Source organism: Massilia sp. BGA-UO-ETr-WB1 (genome assembly GCF_059567845.1).
In genome coordinates this window covers 31728-51440 of the sequence record NZ_JCAQOT010000020.1, presented here as the reverse complement: position 1 = coordinate 51440, position 19713 = coordinate 31728, and the positions used below count along the sequence as shown (strand labels likewise).

The following is a 19713-nucleotide window of genomic DNA, read 5'->3' as shown; positions in this document are numbered from 1 at the left end:
CAATCGGCAGACTCGAGGGCTAATTGGCCGCTTTTCATGCCCTTTTTCGACTTGCCGAGACTAAAACGGGAACACTGAACACGTTGGGTGTGGCTGGTAAACTCAATTGTTCAGCGTCTCCCTAGTCTGATATGAGCCTCCCAAATCAAAGCAGCGTGTTTGTAGCGCTTAAGCGCTTCACGATAAGCCAGCACGGCCCGAGGCGCTTTTTTCCCCAGTTCAGAGTCCTCGAACTCCGACACAAAAAAATCGACGTCGGGCAATTCCTCAACGTAGCGTTTATAGCTCACTCCTACCGACACTCTCGATGCTAGTCGGCGAAGCGCTGTGGCCGCTTCACTAGTTCTTTCCACGTCAGCGTCGCTTGCGATGGGCTTGGCGGATTTCTGAGCTGGGGCTGCCTTCGGCGATTTGTGAGCGAACATTTCTCATACATCGAACCGCCAAGGACTGAAGACTCAGTCGGCGCAACCTTTCCCATGCAATGATCGAAGGAGAGAAGTGTGAATGCCCGCCTGCTCACTACCACGGAGATGATGGCACCTGGCCGCGTCCTCATCAAACGCAAACAACTGCTGCAGAAGGTGCCACTTGGCGAACGCACGATCCTGGAGTTGGAGCGCTGCGGCAAATTCCCCAAGCGATTCTCGATCACGGCCCGCTCCGTCGCATGGGACCTTGGCGAAGTGGACGCCTGGATCGCGCAGCAGCAGGCTGCCTCCGTCCCGCAGCCCGCGCCGGGGCTCAAGCGGCCCTGACCCATTCGTCGATCATGTCGGCCCAGTCCTGCAGCATCGCGCGCCGCTGTTCCGCATATTCAGCCTTGTTGTACACCGCCCGAATGCCCTGCTGCTCGTGGGCCAGGCACTTCTCGATCCAGTCGGTGTTGTAGCCCGCCTCGTGCAGCTGGGTCGATGCCGTGCGGCGCAGGTCGTGGGGCGAGAAGTCGGCCAGCGGCCGGCGGCACGCGCGACACGCGACACCGACGTCGTCACCTGGTTCAACGTCGCGTTCGAGATGGCAGATCGGCGTCATAGCGCAATGGCAGGACATAGCGGGAAGTGCCGGCGCAGGTGCGCAGCGCGATAAAGATGTCGACAGCCTCAACTGTTTCCGTCGGAGCAGAGTGCGAGTGCTATTCCGGTGCACGCAGTTTGACACGCGCGGCGGCGCCGATTAGATTGCAATTGCAGTAGCTGGCCCTGCTGAACTAGGCAAGCCTTCAGCCCGAACAAGAATATGCGAGGCGGCGACAACGCTTTCGGCATCAAACATCGCAACGCGTGTAGGCCGTGCGTGGTTGCTGGCCACCTATTCACCTTTTCCCATACTCGGTTGACCGATCAACGCCCCGGGGCCCCGGCCTCCGGCGCGAGCACGACCGCCGAACCGCCAGGGACTGAAAAACTTCAGTCGGCCCATTCCCCAAGACACCCAATGCTAAGGAGCTAGCAATGTCTGACAACGTACTATGCACTCGCACCACAGGGTCCTCCGCCTTGATCGCAACTGGCCACGGAAGCGAAAAAGAAATCACGCCAGCGCCGAGAAAATTCTTACGGCTACGACAAGTCATCGAGGCGACCGGGCGTTCCCGCTCCTCAATCTACGAGGCCATCAAGGAAGGCACTTTCCCGCCACCCATCCCGATCGGTGTGCGCGCGGTAGCTTGGGATGCGGAGGAGATCGCAACATGGCAGCTTGGCTGCATAGGCAGGCAAAAAGCGGCAAACCAGCAATACCTCCGCCCTAAATAGTACTTTCGGGCACGCCACCGCAGCCCACTCCGACAGGCTACGGTGGCGCGCAAACGGATTTCGTCTATGGCTGTCGCCCGGGCCAAGCGTGCATCCCCAACCGCACCGCGCGAGTGCAGCCGTTTCGACCGGCGATCCGTCAATTAGGCACGTTTTCCGGTCGTAACCGACGGTTTGGCGATCTGGTCCAGGTAGTCCGCCCAGCGCTGCATCATCAGCTTGCGGGCGGCAAGGTGGGCGGTACGATTGTATGCCCTGCCGTTGGGGTCTTTCACGGCATGCGCCAGTTGATGCTCCACCAAGTCAACCCGCTCGTTCAACACCTCATCGAGGATAGTGCGCGCCATCGCACGAAAACCGTGACCGGTCATCACATCCTTGCCGTAGCCCATGCTGCGCAGTGCCGCATTGATTGTATTTTCGCTCATGCAGCGCTCGCCGGTGCGGATGCTCGGAAACACGTATCGGCCATTCCCCGTCATGGCATGCAACGCACGCAGCAGTTCCACGGCTTGGCTGGCCAGCGGCACGATGTGATCAACGCCCATCTTCATTTTGCCGCCCGGGATGCGCCACTCGCCTTCCTCCAGATCCATCTCCATCCACTCCGCTGCGCGCAGCTCACCTGGCCGCACAAACACCAGTGGCGCCAGCCTGAGCGCCGCGGCCGCGTATGGATGGCCGGCATACGCACGGATGGAACGGATGAGTGCTCCCGCTTGTTCGGGCTCCGTGATCGCCGCATAGTGCGATTTGGGGATGGCCTCCAGCGCGCCGCGCAGGTCGGCCGTCACATCCCGTTCGGCCAGGCCTGCAGCGATCGCATACCGGAACACTTGGCCGCATAGCTGCTTGATCTTATGGGCCGACTCCACCGCCCCGCGCGCCTCGATCCGTTGCAGTGCCAGCAGCACGTCCCGGGAAGAGATGGCGGAGATCGGCAATGTACCGATCAGCGGAAAAATATTCTTCTCCAGCCAGGATTGATTCTTCTCTTGCGTGCTGGCCGCGCGGGTCGCCGCCGACTTGACCAGCCAGGCGCGCGCCACCGCTTCGAAGGTGTGCGCCGCGGCGGCGGCGGCGGCAACTTTGCCGTCGCGCCGCGCTTTGCCAGGGTCGATGTCCGCAGCCCGCAGCTGCCGGGCCTCGGCGCGCGCCGCCCGCGCTTTCGCGAGGCTCACGTCCGGATAGCGGCCGAACGCCAGGCGGTTCTCCTTGCCATTGGCCTGCATGAATTTCATCCGCCACAATTTTGCGCCGGTCGGCATGACCTCGAGGTACAAACCGCCGCCGTCGGCCAGTTTGTACGGCTTGTCCTTGGGTTTGGCGTTCTTGACCTGGGTGTCGGTCAGCGGGATAACGGTCCGGGGCATGTTAGGGGCATCCGGTTAGGGGCATTTGGAGAATGCCCCTAAAAATGCCCCTAAATCGCTGAGATGTCAATGGACAGATACGCATCACAACAGACAACGATGCGGCCGCCTCATAGGGAAAGTTCGTCGCGGGCGGACTTGGGCGGACCAAGCCGGAAAGGCAGGTGGTGCTCCGAGCCGGAATCGAACCGGCACGCCTTGCGGCGGGAGATTTTAAGTCTCCAGTGTCTACCAATTTCACCATCGGAGCCGTGCAGCCCGGCATTATGCCATGACTGAAACATAACCACCAGAGCGAGTTTGGCCCGTGCCAACCAACGCGCCGCGCGAGCCGAAGGCGTTTGAGGGCCACGACGGCTGCCACCATCGATCCGCGCGCCCCTCGACAGGAAAATTGCGGAGATGAGTGCCAACCAGCAGCGCCTCAACACCGAGCTCGTCAAGTGGTTGGTTGGCGTGATGAGTGCCTTGAGCGGCCTCGGGCTCGGCTGTCTCACATCCTTGCCTCAACTATGGGCCTGGCCGGGATTTTGCTTGCCAGCGCGGTTACCGTGGCCTGTGGTTTTTCCACACTAGTGGGTGTTCTTGGGTTTCCACCCTGCGCGCAGGGCGCCCAGACTGCTGCCGGTGGACTGCCTCAGATCTGAGTAGTAAGAAGCATGTTACATTTCGGACGATTTGACCTACACTATAAATGCGTTGTAATTTCGAAAACTTGCGATATAGAAATTATAACTTTTTTTGTTGCGTGGACGCACCAGAAATTGTTACAGAATCATGAAATTTTCCTATCGATGATCCGTGCGGCACGCTGATGTGTTAGACTTTTTCTACACTGCAACGGGTAGAGTCAAAATGAAAACATTTACTATCTCAGCGATTGCGTTTTACTTTTTTTACGTCCTGAACGGCTTGATGGCGCCCTCCCACGCGCAACGATCCGGAAGCGCGTGCGCAGACGTTATCGCCGGCATCGATTCGGGTGCCAAAACCAGCATGCCCAAGCACTGCAAGCGCGACGCGCTGGTAGCGCAACAGGTGGCCACAGCCGTCCCAGGCAACTGACGCTGACAGCCTCCTGCGCCGGTCCCCTCCCCGCCGGCAGTTTCACAACGGTATTACCAGCATCCCACTGATTACTCCCGCTCCACGCCAGTCTTGGCGTGGCCGCGCCTTTGCGCGTGATAAATGCCGGTGTGGCCGGAAAACAGATAGCTGACCACGCAGGCCAGCGCCGCATAGGGGCCGATTTCCGGGCCAAACAGTTCGATCGCCATCACCGTGCACGCAATGGGCGTGTTGGCCGCGCCCGCGAACACCGCAACGAAGCCCAGCCCGGCCAGCAAGGCGAACGGCAGGTGCAGCAGCGGCGCCAGCGCATTGCCCAGGGTGGCGCCAATGTAGAACAGCGGCGTCACTTCCCCGCCTTTGAAGCCGCTGCCCAGCGAGGCGATGGTGAAGGCGAACTTGCCCAGGCTGTCCCACGGCGCCAGCGGCTGGCGGAAGGCGTCCACAATCACGGGCAGGCCCAGGCCGATGTAGCGGTCGGTGCCGATGGCCCACACCGCCAGTGCAATCGCCGCGCCGCCCAGCAGCGGGCGCACCGGCGCATACGCGACGTGGCGTTTCATGAAAGCGGCCGCGGCATGCGCCGCCCTGGCGAACAGCATGCCGGCCAGGCCGAACACGATCCCGGCCGCCATCACCGCCAGCAGCGCCGCCGCGGTCACCGGAACATGCGCCCCCACTGCGTAGTGCATATGCTGCACGCCCCACGCGATCCCGGCCTGGTCGGCGACGACGGCCGCCAGCATGCAGGGGAAGATGGCGTCGTAGCGCATGCGGCCGATGGCCAGCACTTCCAGTCCGAAGATGGCGCCGGCCAGCGGGGTGCCGAACACCGACGCGAAACCGGCGCTGATGCCGGCCATGAGCAGGATGCGCCGGTCTTCAAGGCGCAGGCGGAACACATGCGTGAGCTGGTCCGCCAGCGCGCCGCCCATCTGCACGGCCGTGCCTTCGCGGCCCACCGAGGCGCCGAACAGGTGCGACACGATGGTCGCGCCCAGCACCAGCGGCGCCAGGCGCAGCGGCACCACTTGCTTGGGGTCGTGGATTTCGTCGATCAGCAGGTTGTTGCCCGCCTCGACCGAGCGGCCGAAGCGCAGATAGATCCAGCCCACAGCAAAGCCGGCCAGCGGCAGCAGCCAGATGATGGCGGGATGGGCCTGGCGCCACGCGGTGGCGGCGTCCAGCGCGTACAGGAAAAACGCCGACGCGGAACCGGCCAGCACGGCGACGAGGCTGGCGATGAAGGTCCACTTGGCGAGGTAGGCGAATGGCTGGGTCAAAGTCGGGCCATCGTAGCAAAGGAACGCTGGCCCGGCAAGTCAGCAGCAACAGCGGCAGCAGCGCCTCTCAGAACCAGGCCACCAGTTCCAGCGCCAGGCTGCGCCGCACTTGCGTGCGGTACGCCACGTCCGTCACCTCGCCATGGCCGCCGCCGAACAGGTTGTTGCCGGTGACCGACAGCGCCAGCGAGGGCCGCAGCTTCCAGCCGAAGCGCATGTCCACCGCTGTATAGGCCGGCACGTCCGGATCGGACAGCGCGCCCACGCGGCGCAGCGCCACGTCGAACTCGCGCTCCCCGCCCATCTGCCAGCTGGAGCGCAGCGACGCGGTGTGGGCCGGGTCGCGCCCGGTGCGCTTGAGCGAATTGCCAAGATCTACCACGCCGGGCTTGAGCCAGGTGTCGGTGTGCTGCGCCGTCACCGCGCCGCGCAGGCGCCAGGACGGCGTGAGCTGCCAGCTGGCCCACGCTTCGAGGCCGCGCGAGGCGCCCATCATGCCATTGGCGAATTTCACCCTGGGCTGGCGCGGCACCAGCTCCAGCGTATGGAGGTCGTCGTACAGCGCGCGGTACAGGTTGACCGAATACAGCAGGTCCGGACCGAACTGGCTGCGGATGCCCAGTTCGAAGAAGCGCGCCACTTCGGACTGGAAGTCCGGCCCGCCGATCAGCTGGTAAGGCGGCACGCCGGGCACCACGGGATCGCGGTCCAGGCGCGACGGCGCGCGCACCGTGCGCGACACGGCGCCCCACAGCATGCTGTCCGGCCCGACCTTCCAGGCCAGGCGCGCATTGGGCAGGAACTCGGTACCGGTATAGCCGTTGCGCTCGGCGCGCAGGCCCAGCGTCATGCGCCAGGCGTCGCCCAGCGTCACCTCGTCCTGCGCGAACAAGCTAGTCCACTTTGCCTTCTGCCGAGCCGGCAGGAAACCGAAATACACGCTGTTTTCCAGCTGGTCGTCCGCGTGGCGGTACTGGGCGCCGAAGGCCAGCGCATGGCGGCCGACCGGCGCCATCGTGTATTGCGCCTGCAGGTCCAGGATGTCCAGCGTCTCGTTGAGGAAGGGCTGCAGGTCGCGTTCGGTGCGGTCGTAGTATGCCTGCACACTGAGCGCACCTCCTGTGCCGAGCTGGCGGGTCCAGCGTGCCAGCAGATTGCCGCCGCCCAGTTCGACATCCGCCAGCGGCACGGTTAGCCCGGAGACGATAATGACGCCCGGCAGAGGATGGCCTTTGCGGGCGCGGTAGACGTCGCCCTGCGCGGTAAAGCTGTCGGCGCCCTGCCGCCAGTCTGCGCGAAAGCCCGCCTGCTGCTTGTGCCAGGCGTCGTTGATCTCCTTGCCGGACGCGGTCTCGGTGTTCCGCACCGAGAATGCCTTGCCGTAGATGCGGTAAGCACCGCCCGCCCCGAGCGCCGCGCCGTAGCGCGCCGTGCCGTCCTTGCGCGCATTGCCGCCGCTGAGCGCCACGCGCGCGCCCTGCGTGGCGCCGGCCTGCTTGGTGATCACGTTGATGACGCCATTCACGGCGTTGGTGCCCCACAGCGTGCCACCCGGCCCGCTCACCACTTCGATGCGCTCGATGTCGTCCAGCGGCACGTCCTGCGCGTCCCAGAACACCCCGGCAAACAGCGGCGTATACGCCGAACGGCCGTCGATCAGCACCAGCAGCTTGTTATTGTCGGCGGCGAAACCGCGCGCGGTGACAATATGATTGTCCGAGCTGATTTGCATGACTTGCAGATTGGGAGCGAGGCGCAATGCCTCAACCAGGCTGGCGGCGCCGGAGCGGCGCAGATCGGCGGCGGAGATCACGTAGACGGCGGCCGGCGCGTCGGCCAGGCGTTCTTCGCGTTTCGAAACGGAGGTGATGCGGACGGCCCCCAGTTCTTCCAGCGACATGCTGATTAAGTTGTCCTGAACAGGATATGCATGGGCCGCATGTGTGGCCAGGCTAAGCGCCGCGCCGGTCAGACAGCGTTTAAGGGCCATAAGCACACTCCCGCAGACAGAACACTGAAATACATCATACGCGTATTGATATGGCTTGAACAAGCGCCTTGAACAAGCATCGAAAAAGCTGCGTTGATGTGTTGCGTTATGCGTTTTGTTTATATAATGCGCGCCATGAAACCGCAAATCCAAGCCTTCTTCGACCCCGCCACGTCCACCGTCACCTACGTCGTCTACGAAGCGGACGGCGGCGAATGCGCCGTCATCGATTCGGTGCTGGACTACGATCCCAAATCCGGCCGCACCGCCACCCGCTCGGCGGACCTGGTGGCCGAGTTCGTGCGCGCGCACCGGCTGCAGACCGTGTGGCTGCTGGAAACCCACGCCCATGCCGACCACCTGTCCGGCGCGTCCTACCTGCAGCGCCAACTGGGCGGGCGCATCGCCATCGGCGCCGGCATCCGCACGGTGCAGCACGCGTTCTCGCACGTGTACAACAGCGGCGGCGCCGACGATCTGGCGCGCTTCGACCACCTGTTCGAGCCGGACGAGCAATTCATGATCGGCCGCCTGGCGGCGCGCGCGCTGCACGTGCCGGGCCATACGCCGGCCGACATGGCTTACCACGTGGGCGACGCGGTGTTCGTCGGCGATACCATGTTCATGCCGGACGTGGGCACGGCGCGCTGCGACTTCCCCGGCGGCTGCGCCCGCACCTTGTACCGGTCGATGCAGCGCCTGCTGGCCCTGCCGCCGGAGACCCGGCTGTTCATGTGCCACGACTATCCGCCGGCCCACCGCGAAGCGCGCTGGGAAGTGACCGTGGCCGAGCAGCGCGCCGCCAACATCCACATCCGCGACGGCGTGGGCGAGGCGGAGTTCGTCGCCATGCGCACCGCGCGCGACGCCACGCTGCAAATGCCGGTGCTGATCCTGCCTGCCATCCAGGTCAACATCAGCGCCGGCCATCTGCCCGAGCCGGAGGACAATGGCGTGCGGTATCTGAAGATACCGCTGAACGCCATTTAACAGCGCCTTCTTACTTCTCGACCGCCGGGGCGCGGCCCAGCGGCTGCTCCATGTTCGCCAGGTACCACGACAGCGTGGACATCACCGCCACGTGGCGGCGCAGGTTCTCCGGGTCCACCTTGTCCAGCGTGTCGGCCGCGGTGTGGTGGTAGTGGAAGTAGGTGGAGGTGTCCACGTGCGGCTGGAACAGCGGCACGCCGTCCTTCTCCAGCAGGAACAGGTCGGCCGCGCCCACGTGGTCGCGGCGCGTGAAGACGCCTGCGCCGATCGGCTGCAGCGCCGCCTGCACCGACGCGAAGTACTTCTCGGCTTTCGGCTCCACGCTGCCCATGATGCCGAACGGACGGCCGGCGCCGCCGTCGCTCTCCATGGCGGCGAACTGCTTCAGGATGGTGTCCTTGTTGGCCGCGTGGTAAGCGCTGCCGCCGCGCGTGCCGTTCTCCTCGTTCATCCACGCGATCATGCGGATGGTGCGGCGCGGCTGCAGCTTGAGCGCCTTCAGCGTTTGCAGCACGCCCATGGCGCCAGCCACGCCGGCGCCGTCGTCATGCGCGCCGGTGGCCAGGTCCCACGAATCCAGGTGGCCGGAGACGATCACGATCTCGTCGGCCTTGTCGGTGCCCGGCAGGTCGGCGATGACGTTGAAGCTGTCGGCGTCCGGCAGGTTTTGCGGCGTCAGCGTCAGGTGCATTTTCACCGGGCCGCGCTTCAGCAGGCGCACGATCAGCATCGAATCTTCCGCCGTCACCGCCGCTGCGGGGATGCGGTCGGCTTCGCTCAATGCGGTGGCGCCGGTGTGGGCCAGGCGGAAGTCCGCGCCGCCCACCGAACGCACCAGGAAGGCCGCAGCGCCCATTTGCGAGGCCACTTTCGGGCCCTGGGTGCGGAAGCGCGAGCCGTGGCCGTAGGCCGGACCGGCCAGGCCGCGGTCGGCCATTTCCTGGTCAAACTTCACGTCGAACAGCACGATGGCGCCCTTCACTTCGGCCGCGCGCGCTTTCAGTTCGTCGAAGTCGCGCACCACGATCACCGGCGCAGTAATGCCGGCGGCCGGCGTGGCACCGGATCCGCCCAGCGCGGTCAGCACCACGCGCTGGCTCAAGCCTGCCGGGCGGCCCGCGTAGTCGACCAGCTCCGCTTTCTCTTCGCCGCGCACCCAGTGCGGCACCTTCACCGGCTGCAGGGTCACCTTGGCGCCCAGCTTGCGCATGGCGTCTGCCACCTGGTCCACGGCCGCCGCCGCGCCGCGCGAGCCGGACAGGCGCGGACCGATCAGGTCCGTCATGTCGGCCAGGCGCTCGAAGGCGTAGTCACTTTTCATCGCTGCGTCGCGGATCTGTCCCAGGGTGGCGGGGTCGTTGGCCGGGGCGGCGATCGCGCCGGCGCTCAGCATGCAGCTCATCAAAACGGTCAAAACGGTTTTCATGCGGGTCCTATTTTCGGTATCACGCCAGGGATGGTGGCGAGGACGGAAACGATAACGTATTTAATAATGTTGCGCACGAGTTTTTGGATTTACACTAAAGCTTCCTGTACTGACGGAAGCCGCCATGCTTAAAGGACAACTCTGCACCTTGCGTCACCTGCTGACCGCCGACCTGAACACCTTCATCGCCCTGGTCAACGACCTGCCCTCGCGCGGCGACTACTTTTCGCAGCAGTTCAAATCGCCCGAAGCCATGCGCAGGGAGTTCATGCAGAACGGTTACGTCACCGACGACAGCGAACTGTTCGTGGTGGAAGACCGCGCCCACCACATCGTCGGCGTCATCACGCACTTCAAGAGCCGCACGCCGAGCACGCGCGAAATCGGCTACCGCCTGCTGGAACCGGCGCTGGCCGGACGCGGCTACATCAGCGAGGCGCTGCAACTGCTAGTCGATCACCTGTTTAAAGTGCATGTCTGGCACCGCATGGAACTGCTCACGGCGCCCGCCAACACAGGCTCGGTGCGCATCGCACAAAAATGCGGCTTCAGCGAGGAGGGCACGCTGCGCGGGGCCTTCTTCATCAACGGCCGTTATCAGGATGTCAGCATCTACAGCCTGCTGCGGCCCGAGTGGGAGGCGCGCCGGACAGCTTTGTAAGAATGTGTATATTCGTTCCGTGCGCACGGCAGAGGCAGCTATAGTGGATTCATACGACGGCGACACGACCATTCCGGTCCTGGCCGAGCAAAGGGGAACACCATGCTGATCAAAAAATTCCTGGGCGCGGTAGCAGTGCTGGCCACCGTTGCCGTCTCGTCCACGGCCATGGCTGCGGGCGACCGTGACTTCAACACCGCCGCCGGCGCCGTGATCGGCGCGGCCATCGGCAGCCAGAACGGCTCGGGCGGCGCGGTGGTCGGCGGCCTGGTTGGCGCGGCAGTGGGCAATAGCCTGAGCGGCGGCCGCCACCACGGCGGCGGTTACGTGTCCACCCGCGTGTACGCCCAGCCTGCCCCGGTTTATTACGCGCCTGCACCGCAACCGGTCTACTACGCACCGGCGCCGCGCTACTACGAGCCTGCCGTGGTCTACGTCGAACCGGCCCGCCCGCGCTACTATCGCGAATCGCGCCGCGACTACTACTATGACCGCGGCTACTACGACCGCGGCCATGGCCGCGGTCACCACCATGGCCACGGCCGTGGCCACGGCCACCGCTGATACCCGATCCCTGTAAGACCCCTTAACGGCCTGCGCCCAGCGCACAGGCCGTTTTTTTACGTCCCTCCGCTAGCGCTCCGCAACGGCATGCCGCCGTGTGGGGAGCACCATGACAGCTAGCGACACCATCATCACCCTGGAACTGGGCCATTACCGCCTGCGCGAGCGCATCGGCGGTTCGGCCTATGGCGTCATCTGGCGCGCCGAGGGGCCGCGCGGCACGCGCGACGTGGCGCTCAAGCTGATCAACGAAGCCCAGATGGCGCGCGCCCAGCCCGCGCAGCGCGAGCGCTGGATCGCCAGCGCCGAGAACGAAATCACCTTCCTGCAACTGCTGGAGCCCTGGGACGAGCGCCATATCGTGCGCCTGCTCGACAGCGGCTGGCACAACGGCCTGCCGGTGCTGGCGCTGGAGCTGCTGGACTGCGACCTGGGCCGCCACATGAAAACGCTGCAGGGCCGCGGCGAGGCGCTGCGGCCGGAACGCGTGCTGGCATGGATGGCGCAGCTCAACCAGGCGCTGGCCAAGGTGCATCAGTACGGCTGGCGCTACCTGGACCTGAAACCGGCCAACGTGCTGGTCGACGCACAGCTGGGCACGGTCAAGCTGGCCGACTTCGGCACCAACCGGCGGCTGGACGCGCTCAGTGAACACTCCTACGCGGGCACGGCAAACTGGCAGGCGCCGGAGCAGTTCTTCCCGGCCGGCGGAGGCGGCTACGCCACCGGGCGCCAGAGCGACTACTTTGCGCTGGGCGCGCTGTTCTATTTCATGGCCACCGGCGCCCAGTTGCGCTACTGCGGCGCATGCGGCCAGGCCTACCGCGACCACCACACGGCAGGCGCCGGCCTGCTGCTGCGCCAGCACGGCGGCCTGCCCGCCATCCTGCAGCCGGACGAGGAAGCACAGTTCGCGCACGCCTTTGCCGGCGCGGCAAGCGACGCCGCGGGCGAGGCCGCGCTCCGGCTGCTGCGCCACCTGCTGGCAGCCGAACCGCAAGCGCGTCCACGCCACGCAATCGACATCAGTCGCCAGCTTGCCCTCATCGGCGGCGCGGAAGGCGGACCAGCGGAAGCGCCCTCGCGGCGGCAGGCCGGCGGGCCCGCTGCCTGGCTGGCCAACATGACGGCAGGCGCACCGGCGGGCAGCAGCACGGCCATCGGCCCGGCGCCGCACGCCGCCTACGCCCACTGGACGCCACGCCCGGCGGTTACGCTGCCGCCCGAGCAGGCCACGCATTGGTGGAGCACGGCGGCCGGCCACGCCCACGTCCGTGCCCATGCCCATGCCCATGCCTGCTTGCACAGCGACGCGGAGGCATGATGCGTGGACGCCTGTTCGCCGCCACCGCCGCAGCGCTGGTCATACTGACAGCCCTGCAAGCCTGGTCCCTGCTGCGCGCCCCCGCAGCCTGGCAGCCCGCCGCCATTGAAATCCGCCTGGCGCCAGGCCGGCAAACAACGCTGGGCGAGCGCGAACTGGCCGCGCCGCAGGCCGAGCGCGCCCACCTCCAATTGCGCCGTGACGCGCAAGGCGCCTGGCTGCTGCGCAACCTGAGCGCGTCGCGGCCAGTTGTACTGCACCGCAGCGGCGAAGACAAGCGCATGGGCAGCGCAGCACTGGCCGGCGCCGGCCGCTTCCAGGTCGGCGGCGCCGTGTTCAGCCTGGATTCCACCGGCACGGACGGCGGATCGACCGCCTTCCAGTACGGCGGCAGCGGCTGGCGCTATGACGGCGCCACCCTGTACCGCGACGGCAGCGCCCAGCCATCCTGCCCGGACGCCTCCGCCGCCGCGCGCGTGGCCGCGCTGTGGAACCGCATCGCGCCGCATGCCCTGACGCTGGCCCGGCCGCTGGTCTTCGGCGGCAATCTCCATTGCGGCAACCGGCTCGGCCTCGAAGGCATCGCACCCGGCGCCGCCATGCTGGCCCGCAGCGGCGCGCAGCTCGTGTTCAGCGGCGGCAGCCAGGACGACGGCCACACCGCGCTGCGGCTTGGGCGCGCCGGGCTGCAAACCAGCCTGCGGCAGGAAGAGCAGCCGCTGGCGGGCGTGAACGCCTTCAGCATCGGCCGCACGCGCTTCCAGGTCGGTGCCGGCGCCCAGCCGTCGCCTGTCGGCAGCGATGTGCTGACACTGGCCCCGGCGCGGCATGTGGCGCTGTTCATCGCCCCCGGCGCGCGGCTGGCGCCGCAAGCGAGCTGGCAATGGCAGCAGCGCGCACTGTGGAATCCCTGGCAAGCCCCGGCCGTGTTCGCGCTGCTCGCCACCGCCATCTGCGCCCTCGCGATCGCATACGCCGCCCCGCGCCTCTATGCGGCCACGCCTGGCGCGCCCCATGTGGCGCAAACAGTCGCGGCGGCGGCGCTGTTGGCGGCAGGTGTCGCTGCAGTTCTCGCGCAGCGCGCAGGACATCCCGCCAGCGCCGCATGCTCGCTGCTGCTCGGCGCCGCCGGCCTCGCCTTGTGGCTGCTCACGCCCGGGCGTCTCTCCCTCCCGGTGGCCGCAGCGCTGCTGCTGCTGGCGGCAGGCCTGCTGGTGCAGCTGGAACTCGGCCTCGGCGCCAGCGTCTCGTCCTGGCTGCGCTACTACCAGAAAAGCACCGCCCTGCTCGCGGCGGGCAGCGGCGCCGGCGCGCTGTGGCACTTGTGGAGCCGCAGCGCGCGCGCCGTCACGCCCCAGCGCACCATGGAATGGCTGCTCGCCCTGCTCGCCGCCGCCGCGCTGGCCGCGCTGGCCGCGCAAGTCCTGTGGGGCGACGAAACCGGCGTGTTCGACCTGCAGCCGGTGGAACTGGCCAAACTGGCCCTGACCGCCCTCACCGCCCACTGCCTCGCCCTGCGCATGGGCTGGAGCGCCCCCGGCTATCCGCAGCAAGGCCACGCCGCCCGCTGCCTGCAACTGGCCGCGCCCGCCCTGCTGTTCCTGGCCCTGCTCGGCCTCGCGCTGGTCCAGGTGGACGACTTCTCCCCCCTCATCCTGCTGCTCGTGTGGAGCCTGGCGATGGCCTTCGCCTACGCCGTGGCGGCCCGCAAACGCGCCCTGGCCGCGGGCCTCGCGTGCGCCGCGCTGGCGGCGATGGCGGCGATTGCCCTGGTGCGCGGCGCAGGAGCGGACGGCGTGGCGCAATGGCCGCTGGCCTCCAGCTTCTACGCGGACCGCTTCCAGGTCTGGCTCGCCCCCGCCTCCCATCCGCACACCGGCCAGCAACTGCTGCTTGGCGCGCGCGCCATTGCCGACGGCGGCTGGTGGGGTGCGGACAGCATGCTGGGCCTGCGTTCGCTCGGCCTGTCCGCCGGCGCCGCCGTCAACATCCCCGCCGTGCAGGACGACTTCGCGCCCGCCTTCTTCCTCAACCGCCACGGCCTGCTCGGCGCCGTGCTGCTGTGGACCGCGCAAGCCGTGCTGGTGGCCGGCCTGCTGCACGTGGCAGCGCGCGCCTGCGCCGCCGCCGCAATGGCGCGCGACTTCCGCCTGGCCTGGCTGGGCCGCTTCCGCTACTTCGCCCTGTGCGGCGGAGCCGCCTTCGTGTTCGGCCACCTGCTGCTGTCCTGGGGCACCAACCTCGCCATCTTCCCCATCATGGGCCAGCCCATGAGCTTCCTGTCCGCAGGCGGCAGCCATTTGCTGTTTTTCCTGTGCCCCCTGCTAGCCTGCTGTGCGGTCAGCGCGCAATCTTTAGAGGAGAATGAACATGCCGATCTACGTCCAACATGAAGTCCTGGGCCGGATTCCCGACGTCTTCAACGCCGAGGCAATCTGGCAGGCGCCGGGCCTGGCGCTGTTCTCGCGCCGCCCTCTGCTGCGCGACTTGCTGGAACGCTGCCCGCGCGAACATCGCGGACGCGCCGCCACGCGCTGCTTCTCGCATGTGACGCTGATGCTGCCGCAGGAGGAAGTCGACGACGACTACCACCTCACGCGCGGCAACCGCGCCCGCGAACTGGCGCAAACGCTGACCGCGCTGCACCAGAAGGATTTCGGCGACCTGCTCGGCAGCGACCAGGTGCGCTACGACGTGCTGGGCAAGGAGGAACTGGCGCCCGGCGAAGTGGAAGTGCGCTTCGGCCACGCGGTCTACCTGCCGGCGCCGGATGAGAAGGCGCTGTTCAACGTCAGCGTCTCGCGCGACAGCGCGGTATGGAAGCCGGTGTGCCCGGTCTATCCGAACCAGCGCCTGGCGCTGATCGGTGGCAGCGAACGCATGGCCAGCTATGTGGCCAGCGGCTGGCCGTTCGGCGACGACGGCGCGATCCTGCTGCTCAACGACGGTCCCGACGCGCAGCCGGTGGTGCAGATGCGCCCCAAGGACGCCTTCAATTGCAGCTTCGACGCCAGCCAGGGCCACTACGTCATCACATCGAAACGCGGCACCGTGGACGCGCATGGAGCGGGCGCGCGGCTGCTGCTCAAGATCACCCGCAGCAGCTCGGCGCCCGCGCCGCGCATGCCGGGCGCCATGAACGCCATCTCAGCAGCGCCGGAGACGGCGGCGATGCGGCGCAGCGGCGTTACCATCCCGCCGGCTGGCTCGCCGGCCGACGCAGGCAGCCCCGCCGCCGCCCGCCCGGCGGTCTGGCAGGCGCGCCCGGCACTGGCGCCGGATGCCGGCGAGCCGACCGCCGTCCCCCTGCCATCGCGCCGCCCAGCCACGCGCAGCGGCGAGACCGACGCCACCGATGCGACCTACGCGCCGGTGGTGCAGCGCCAGCGCGTGAGCCTGGTGGCGCTGGCCCTGCCGCGCCTGAGCCGCTACCGCGAAACCGGCGCCAATACCCTGGAAGTCCCGTTCAGCCACGCGCTCGGCCTGAACGCCGATCCGGCCTCCGCCAAGGCGATCAGTTTCCTGGTCAACGACAGCGACGAGCTCTATGCCTGCACCGACAGCGGCCGCCAGCGCATCACCGCGCCCGCCAGCTTCACGCCGGTGGACGCGCGCGCCATCCGCCTGCTGCCCGCGCCGCCGGCCATGGCCGAACGCTATTGCGCAACCTTGTGCCTGGCGCAGCCGCTCAGCAGCGCCATCGCCGTTGGCGCGCGCTTCCAGTTCGGCCGCAGTTCGCCCGCCCTGGCAGCGCTGCGCGTGCTCGATTCGCCGCGCTTCCTGAACCACCGACCCGACGGCGGCGCCAGCAACAGCAACGCCAGCGCCGACCGCATCGGCCTGTCGCGCAACGCCTTCAGCTTCGAGGCCGCGCCGCAGGGCTTCAAGATCGGCCGCCTGGCCGCTTCGCAGGCGCTGTACCACCTGGACGAACGCATGGACTTCGTCGCCAGCATAGGCGAAGCCAGCGCCGACGCGCCCTACCTGCTGCCGGCAGGCCACCATCTCGTCGCCGGCCACTACGTGCTGCGCTTCGACGCGTGAGCGGCGCCATGCATCCCGGCTCCTACTACGGCGCAGCGGCCTGGCTGGCCGGACTGGCCATCACGCTGGTACTGGCCTCCTGGCTGACGCCGCGCGCGTGGTGGCGCCGCCCCACCGCGCGCAACCTGCTCATCGCCGGTGCGGGCGCCTGGGCCTTCGGCAGCCTGATACTGCATTTCGCCGGCGCGCCGCTGCCGCAACTGGCGCAATCGGGCCTGCCGGGCGCCTTCTCACCGGCCAACGCCGCCGTCAGCCATGCCGGCACAGGCAGCGCGGCCGGCATGGCCGGTCCTGCCCGCCCTGCCGCGTCCAGCGGCGCCGCGCTGCATCCCTTCCGCGTGCACCGTGACCTGAACCTGCGCGCCTCCGCCAGCGTGGACGCGCCGCGCCTGGCCCTGGTGCCGGCCGGCGCCAGCGTCATGCCCACCGGGCTGCGCTCCGGCGACTGGTGGCAGGTGCGCACCCTCGCGGACGGCGAAAGCAGCACCGGCTGGGTGAGCAGCCTCTGGCTGCGGCGCACAGCGGAATGAACATGACGTCCCTGTTCGAAACGCTCGACTTCGGCCCATCCCTCGACATTGCAGCCCACAGCGCCGCCAGCGCCAGCAGCAGCGACGTGCTGGAGAACCAGGACAACCTGGTGCTGATCGACGCCAGGGGGCGCGCCATCGTCATGCACGCCCAGATCGAACGCGCGCTGCAGCTGCCGAACTGGCCGCGCGGCCATGTGCGCCTGGCGGTGCTGGACGGCATGGGCGGCCACGGTTACGGACGCCAGGCTGCGGAAGCGGCGGCCGCCGGCCTGCTGCGCATGCCCGCCTGCGCCTCGCTGGACGAACTCACCACCCGGCTCGACGCGCTGCATGCGCAGCTGCAGCAGCAATTCAGCTGTGCAGACGACGCCGGCCATCGCCGCCGCCCCGGCACCACGCTCACGCTGCTGGAACTGGCGCCCGGGCAAGCGCCGCTGCTGTACCACGTGGGCGATTCGCGCCTGTACGAGATCACGCGCGAACACGCGCACACCCTCACCATCGACCACGTTCCCGCCACCGCTTTCGCCATGCAAGGCATGCTGGACGCGCAGGAATGGTGGCGCCAGGTGCACGGCGAACACCGCACGCAGATCGCGCAGGCCTTCATCCTGGGGAACGCCTTCGCCGATCCACAGCAGCTGGACGATGCGCTGTGCGCGCTCGGCGGCGCGCGCCTGCCCGGCTTTTTGCGGCCGCTGGCCGACCGCCGCGCCCTCGCCGTGCGCAGCGACGCGCTCTACCTGCTGGCCACGGACGGCTTCTGGGCCTGCCGCCGCCCGCAGGACTGGATCTCGCAGTGGCCGCAGCTGCTGGGTTGCGCGGCGTCCGCCGCCGGCGCGGTCGATGCGCTGTTCGGCAGCTACCGCAACGCGCCGCCTTCCGGCCTGTATCTTGACAATCTGACAGCCATCGCGCTGCGTTTCAAGACCGGCCCGAGCATGGACAACATTGACGAAACGGCACTGCCATTGCCGTACGCGCGGCCCCACTTGCTGCCGTTTTGATCACGCCGATGTTGCGTGCTTGCCCGGACGGTTTGGGCGAGCGCAAATAATGCCTGCAACCGTTGCCACGGACCACCAAAAGCGCGTAAGCTCTCGTTTATGCCGCCGGTCCTACAGCCATGAAAAAATGCAGCAACTCTGACCACCCGCACTGCACTTTCTGGGTCATCCCCGGAGAAGAAGCCTGCGCGGGCGGACACCAGCAGCCTGCAGCCGCCTCCACCAGTTACGAACTACTGAGTGCGATGCGCAGCGCCCGCGCCGCCTCCCCGGCCGCGGCGCTTAGTCACGTCGGTCACGTCGGTCACGCCGGCCAGGCCCCTGCCAGCCCGGCAATGTTGCCGGCCGGCGCCCCCGCTTACCAGACCGCGCGTGCGCGTGCGCAGCTGCACATCAGCGGCTTCGACCCGCGCGCCGCCGGCGGCCGCCAGACCCTGAAAATGGAATTGCGCGGCATGCCGGAAGACTGCGCGCCGCAACTGGCTATTCAACTGCAATCCGAATTGATCCCCAACGGCGCCTCGCGCCAGCAGTTCGTGCGCGCGGCGGACGGCAGCTGGCGGCCCGCTTTTGTCGAATTCACATCGAAAAACAAGGAACACGGCCAGTACCAGATCAGCGCCGAGATCCTGAGCCAGCACGCAGGCATGGCCACGCGCCGCTGGGAATGCGTATTCGTCATCCTGGTGCCGCGCCTGGACGCCACCCTCACCGAAATCCACCGCATCTTCCTCAGCACGCACAAGAATGTGCGCGTGATGGCCGATGACGCATCGATCGCCAGAGTCAATGCGCAAGGCGGCGACAGCCTGGATATCGACGTCACCGCCCGCAACGCCGGCATCGCCCACGTCAACCTGGAGGCGCCGCAAGGCAAAGTGGACATGGGCTTCTCCACCATCGCCTGGGACGAGGACCTGATCGAGATCGCCGTGCCGCGCAGCGAACCGGTGCATCCGCACCCTTCGACGGCGGCCAGCTTCGTGAACGCCGCGCCGGAAGCCGGCGCGCAGCGCCAGATCCGCCTGTTCGCGCTGGACGAGTGCGTGCTTGGACGCTTTGAACTGGTGGACCCCGAAGCCGACGTGCTGCTGCAGCACTTCGCCGACGCCGGCCCGGAGGCCAACGGCCTCACGCGCCGCCTGTCCGGCCGCCACGCCGTCATCCGCCGCTCCCCGCACGGCGGCGGCTTTGAAATTGAAGACGTGTCGCGCTATGGCGTGCTGCTGGACGGTGTCTGGCCCGGCAAGAACAAGCCGGTGCGGCTGCGCCAGGGCATGCGCATTGAAATGAGCGCCAGCATCAAGGGCATCGTGGTGCTGCAAGTGTCGGCCATCCTGCCGCACGGCGTGATCCTGCACCGCATCGACCAGGGCGCGCACGCCGAATGCCTGTTCCTGCTGGCGCCGAACTGCCATCCCGGCTATCCGATGCCGTCCTTCCAGGCCACGCCGCAAGCGGCTGCGCTGCCGCTGATCCTGCACCACGACGGCGGCTTCTGGCACCTGGACCAGCTCACCGGCAAGGAAACCGCGCTGGCCCCCGCCGCCTCCATGGAAAAGCTGAGCCGCATGCCGCGCCTCACGCGCTTCGCCAGCGAACCTTATCCCGAAAGCTGGATCATCCGCACCGGCGCGCAAGACCTGCACAGCACCATCACTGCGCAGGACATGCACACCGCTTAAGCAGCGGC

General features: G+C 67.4%; 16 protein-coding genes, 1 tRNA gene and 1 pseudogene. 12 read left to right on the top strand and 6 right to left on the bottom strand.

The annotated features are described in order from the left end of the window. Positions 1-503 precede the first annotated feature (503 nt). Positions 504-758, top strand: a complete 255-nt coding sequence (locus AC56DV_RS04635) for a helix-turn-helix transcriptional regulator (protein ID WP_496313135.1) — start codon at positions 504-506, stop codon at positions 756-758. Here AC56DV_RS04635 and AC56DV_RS04630 read toward each other — a convergent pair. Continuing rightward, a pseudogene (locus tag AC56DV_RS04630) lies at positions 745-1105 on the bottom strand (tyrosine-type recombinase/integrase); the annotation flags it as partial. The gene AC56DV_RS04635 and the pseudogene AC56DV_RS04630 sit on opposite strands and share 14 nt — an antisense overlap. A gap of 349 nt (positions 1106-1454) precedes the next feature. On the opposite strand from AC56DV_RS04630, the gene AC56DV_RS04625 reads away from it, so the two are divergent. Further along, positions 1455-1757: an AlpA family transcriptional regulator gene (locus AC56DV_RS04625; RefSeq protein ID WP_496313134.1), complete on the top strand. Its 303-nt coding sequence runs from the start codon at positions 1455-1457 to the stop codon at positions 1755-1757. Between the two features lie 143 nt (positions 1758-1900). On the opposite strand, the gene AC56DV_RS04620 is transcribed toward AC56DV_RS04625, so the two are convergent. Both AC56DV_RS04620 and AC56DV_RS04615 read right to left on the bottom strand, forming a co-directional pair. After that, a complete protein-coding gene (locus AC56DV_RS04620) occupies positions 1901-3130 on the bottom strand; it encodes a tyrosine-type recombinase/integrase (protein WP_496313133.1) in 1230 nt (409 codons plus the stop codon). 165 nt (positions 3131-3295) lie between these two features. Continuing rightward, positions 3296-3380, bottom strand: a tRNA-Leu gene (locus tag AC56DV_RS04615). A 605-nt stretch (positions 3381-3985) separates the two neighbouring features. Here AC56DV_RS04615 and AC56DV_RS04610 point away from each other — a divergent pair. Continuing rightward, positions 3986-4195: a hypothetical protein gene (locus AC56DV_RS04610; protein ID WP_496313132.1), complete on the top strand. Its 210-nt coding sequence runs from the start codon at positions 3986-3988 to the stop codon at positions 4193-4195. Positions 4196-4266: 71 nt separating this feature from the next. Here the strand turns inward: AC56DV_RS04610 and AC56DV_RS04605 are convergent, their stop codons facing one another. Together AC56DV_RS04605 and AC56DV_RS04600 are read right to left on the bottom strand one after the other, a co-directional pair. Beyond that, positions 4267-5481, bottom strand: coding sequence for a voltage-gated chloride channel family protein (locus tag AC56DV_RS04605; protein WP_496313131.1), 1215 nt, complete (start codon positions 5479-5481; stop codon positions 4267-4269). 67 nt (positions 5482-5548) lie between these two features. Further along, on the bottom strand, positions 5549-7381 hold the full coding sequence (locus AC56DV_RS04600; protein ID WP_496313130.1) for a TOL_0244 family TonB-dependent receptor: 1833 nt from the start codon (positions 7379-7381) through the stop codon (positions 5549-5551). 225 nt (positions 7382-7606) lie between these two features. On the opposite strand from AC56DV_RS04600, the gene AC56DV_RS04595 reads away from it, so the two are divergent. Then, a complete protein-coding gene (locus tag AC56DV_RS04595) occupies positions 7607-8461 on the top strand; it encodes an MBL fold metallo-hydrolase (RefSeq protein WP_496313129.1) in 855 nt (284 codons plus the stop codon). Positions 8462-8471: 10 nt separating this feature from the next. Here the strand turns inward: AC56DV_RS04595 and AC56DV_RS04590 are convergent, their stop codons facing one another. Further along, the gene (locus tag AC56DV_RS04590; protein ID WP_496313128.1) at positions 8472-9887 is read right to left on the bottom strand and encodes a M20/M25/M40 family metallo-hydrolase; all 1416 of its coding nucleotides are present in this window, start codon (positions 9885-9887) and stop codon (positions 8472-8474) included. Between the two features lie 124 nt (positions 9888-10011). Between AC56DV_RS04590 and AC56DV_RS04585 the strand changes: the two genes are divergently transcribed. The 8 genes from AC56DV_RS04585 (at position 10012) to AC56DV_RS04550 (ending at position 19705) form a co-directional block, all read left to right on the top strand. Further along, positions 10012-10548 (top strand): GNAT family N-acetyltransferase, encoded by a 537-nt coding sequence (locus AC56DV_RS04585; RefSeq protein ID WP_496313127.1) that lies wholly within the window; start codon positions 10012-10014, stop codon positions 10546-10548. Positions 10549-10650: 102 nt separating this feature from the next. After that, positions 10651-11112 (top strand): hypothetical protein, encoded by a 462-nt coding sequence (locus AC56DV_RS04580; RefSeq protein WP_496313126.1) that lies wholly within the window; start codon positions 10651-10653, stop codon positions 11110-11112. A gap of 109 nt (positions 11113-11221) precedes the next feature. Then, positions 11222-12436, top strand: a complete 1215-nt coding sequence (locus AC56DV_RS04575) for a serine/threonine-protein kinase (RefSeq protein ID WP_496313125.1) — start codon at positions 11222-11224, stop codon at positions 12434-12436. Then, positions 12433-14829 carry an FtsW/RodA/SpoVE family cell cycle protein gene (locus tag AC56DV_RS04570; RefSeq protein WP_496313124.1) on the top strand — a complete coding sequence of 799 codons (2397 nt, stop codon included), beginning with the start codon at positions 12433-12435 and terminating at the stop codon, positions 14827-14829. Before AC56DV_RS04575 ends, AC56DV_RS04570 begins: the two co-directional genes overlap by 4 nt. Continuing rightward, positions 14807-16480 (top strand): hypothetical protein, encoded by a 1674-nt coding sequence (locus AC56DV_RS04565; protein ID WP_496313123.1) that lies wholly within the window; start codon positions 14807-14809, stop codon positions 16478-16480. The genes AC56DV_RS04570 and AC56DV_RS04565 overlap by 23 nt, the downstream gene beginning before the upstream one ends. An 8-nt stretch (positions 16481-16488) precedes the next feature. Beyond that, positions 16489-17010 (top strand): SH3 domain-containing protein, encoded by a 522-nt coding sequence (locus AC56DV_RS04560; RefSeq protein WP_496313122.1) that lies wholly within the window; start codon positions 16489-16491, stop codon positions 17008-17010. A 2-nt stretch (positions 17011-17012) separates the two neighbouring features. Beyond that, a complete protein-coding gene (locus tag AC56DV_RS04555) occupies positions 17013-18020 on the top strand; it encodes a PP2C family protein-serine/threonine phosphatase (protein ID WP_496313121.1) in 1008 nt (335 codons plus the stop codon). Positions 18021-18265: 245 nt separating this feature from the next. Beyond that, on the top strand, positions 18266-19705 hold the full coding sequence (locus AC56DV_RS04550) for an FHA domain-containing protein (RefSeq protein WP_496313120.1): 1440 nt from the start codon (positions 18266-18268) through the stop codon (positions 19703-19705). Positions 19706-19713 lie beyond the last annotated feature (8 nt).

Coding starts and splice junctions, on each gene's coding strand:
- AC56DV_RS04560 (WP_496313122.1), top strand. CDS start 16,489: ATGCATCCCGGCTCCTACTACGGCGCAGCGGCCTGGCTGGCCGGACTG.
- AC56DV_RS04565 (WP_496313123.1), top strand. CDS start 14,807: ATGCCGATCTACGTCCAACATGAAGTCCTGGGCCGGATTCCCGACGTC.
- AC56DV_RS04590 (WP_496313128.1), bottom strand. CDS start 9,887: ATGAAAACCGTTTTGACCGTTTTGATGAGCTGCATGCTGAGCGCCGGC.
- AC56DV_RS04570 (WP_496313124.1), top strand. CDS start 12,433: ATGATGCGTGGACGCCTGTTCGCCGCCACCGCCGCAGCGCTGGTCATA.
- AC56DV_RS04585 (WP_496313127.1), top strand. CDS start 10,012: ATGCTTAAAGGACAACTCTGCACCTTGCGTCACCTGCTGACCGCCGAC.
- AC56DV_RS04575 (WP_496313125.1), top strand. CDS start 11,222: ATGACAGCTAGCGACACCATCATCACCCTGGAACTGGGCCATTACCGC.
- AC56DV_RS04595 (WP_496313129.1), top strand. CDS start 7,607: ATGAAACCGCAAATCCAAGCCTTCTTCGACCCCGCCACGTCCACCGTC.
- AC56DV_RS04610 (WP_496313132.1), top strand. CDS start 3,986: ATGAAAACATTTACTATCTCAGCGATTGCGTTTTACTTTTTTTACGTC.
- AC56DV_RS04620 (WP_496313133.1), bottom strand. CDS start 3,130: ATGCCCCGGACCGTTATCCCGCTGACCGACACCCAGGTCAAGAACGCC.
- AC56DV_RS04555 (WP_496313121.1), top strand. CDS start 17,013: ATGACGTCCCTGTTCGAAACGCTCGACTTCGGCCCATCCCTCGACATT.
- AC56DV_RS04600 (WP_496313130.1), bottom strand. CDS start 7,381: ATGTCGCTGGAAGAACTGGGGGCCGTCCGCATCACCTCCGTTTCGAAA.
- AC56DV_RS04580 (WP_496313126.1), top strand. CDS start 10,651: ATGCTGATCAAAAAATTCCTGGGCGCGGTAGCAGTGCTGGCCACCGTT.
- AC56DV_RS04625 (WP_496313134.1), top strand. CDS start 1,455: ATGTCTGACAACGTACTATGCACTCGCACCACAGGGTCCTCCGCCTTG.
- AC56DV_RS04550 (WP_496313120.1), top strand. CDS start 18,266: ATGCGCAGCGCCCGCGCCGCCTCCCCGGCCGCGGCGCTTAGTCACGTC.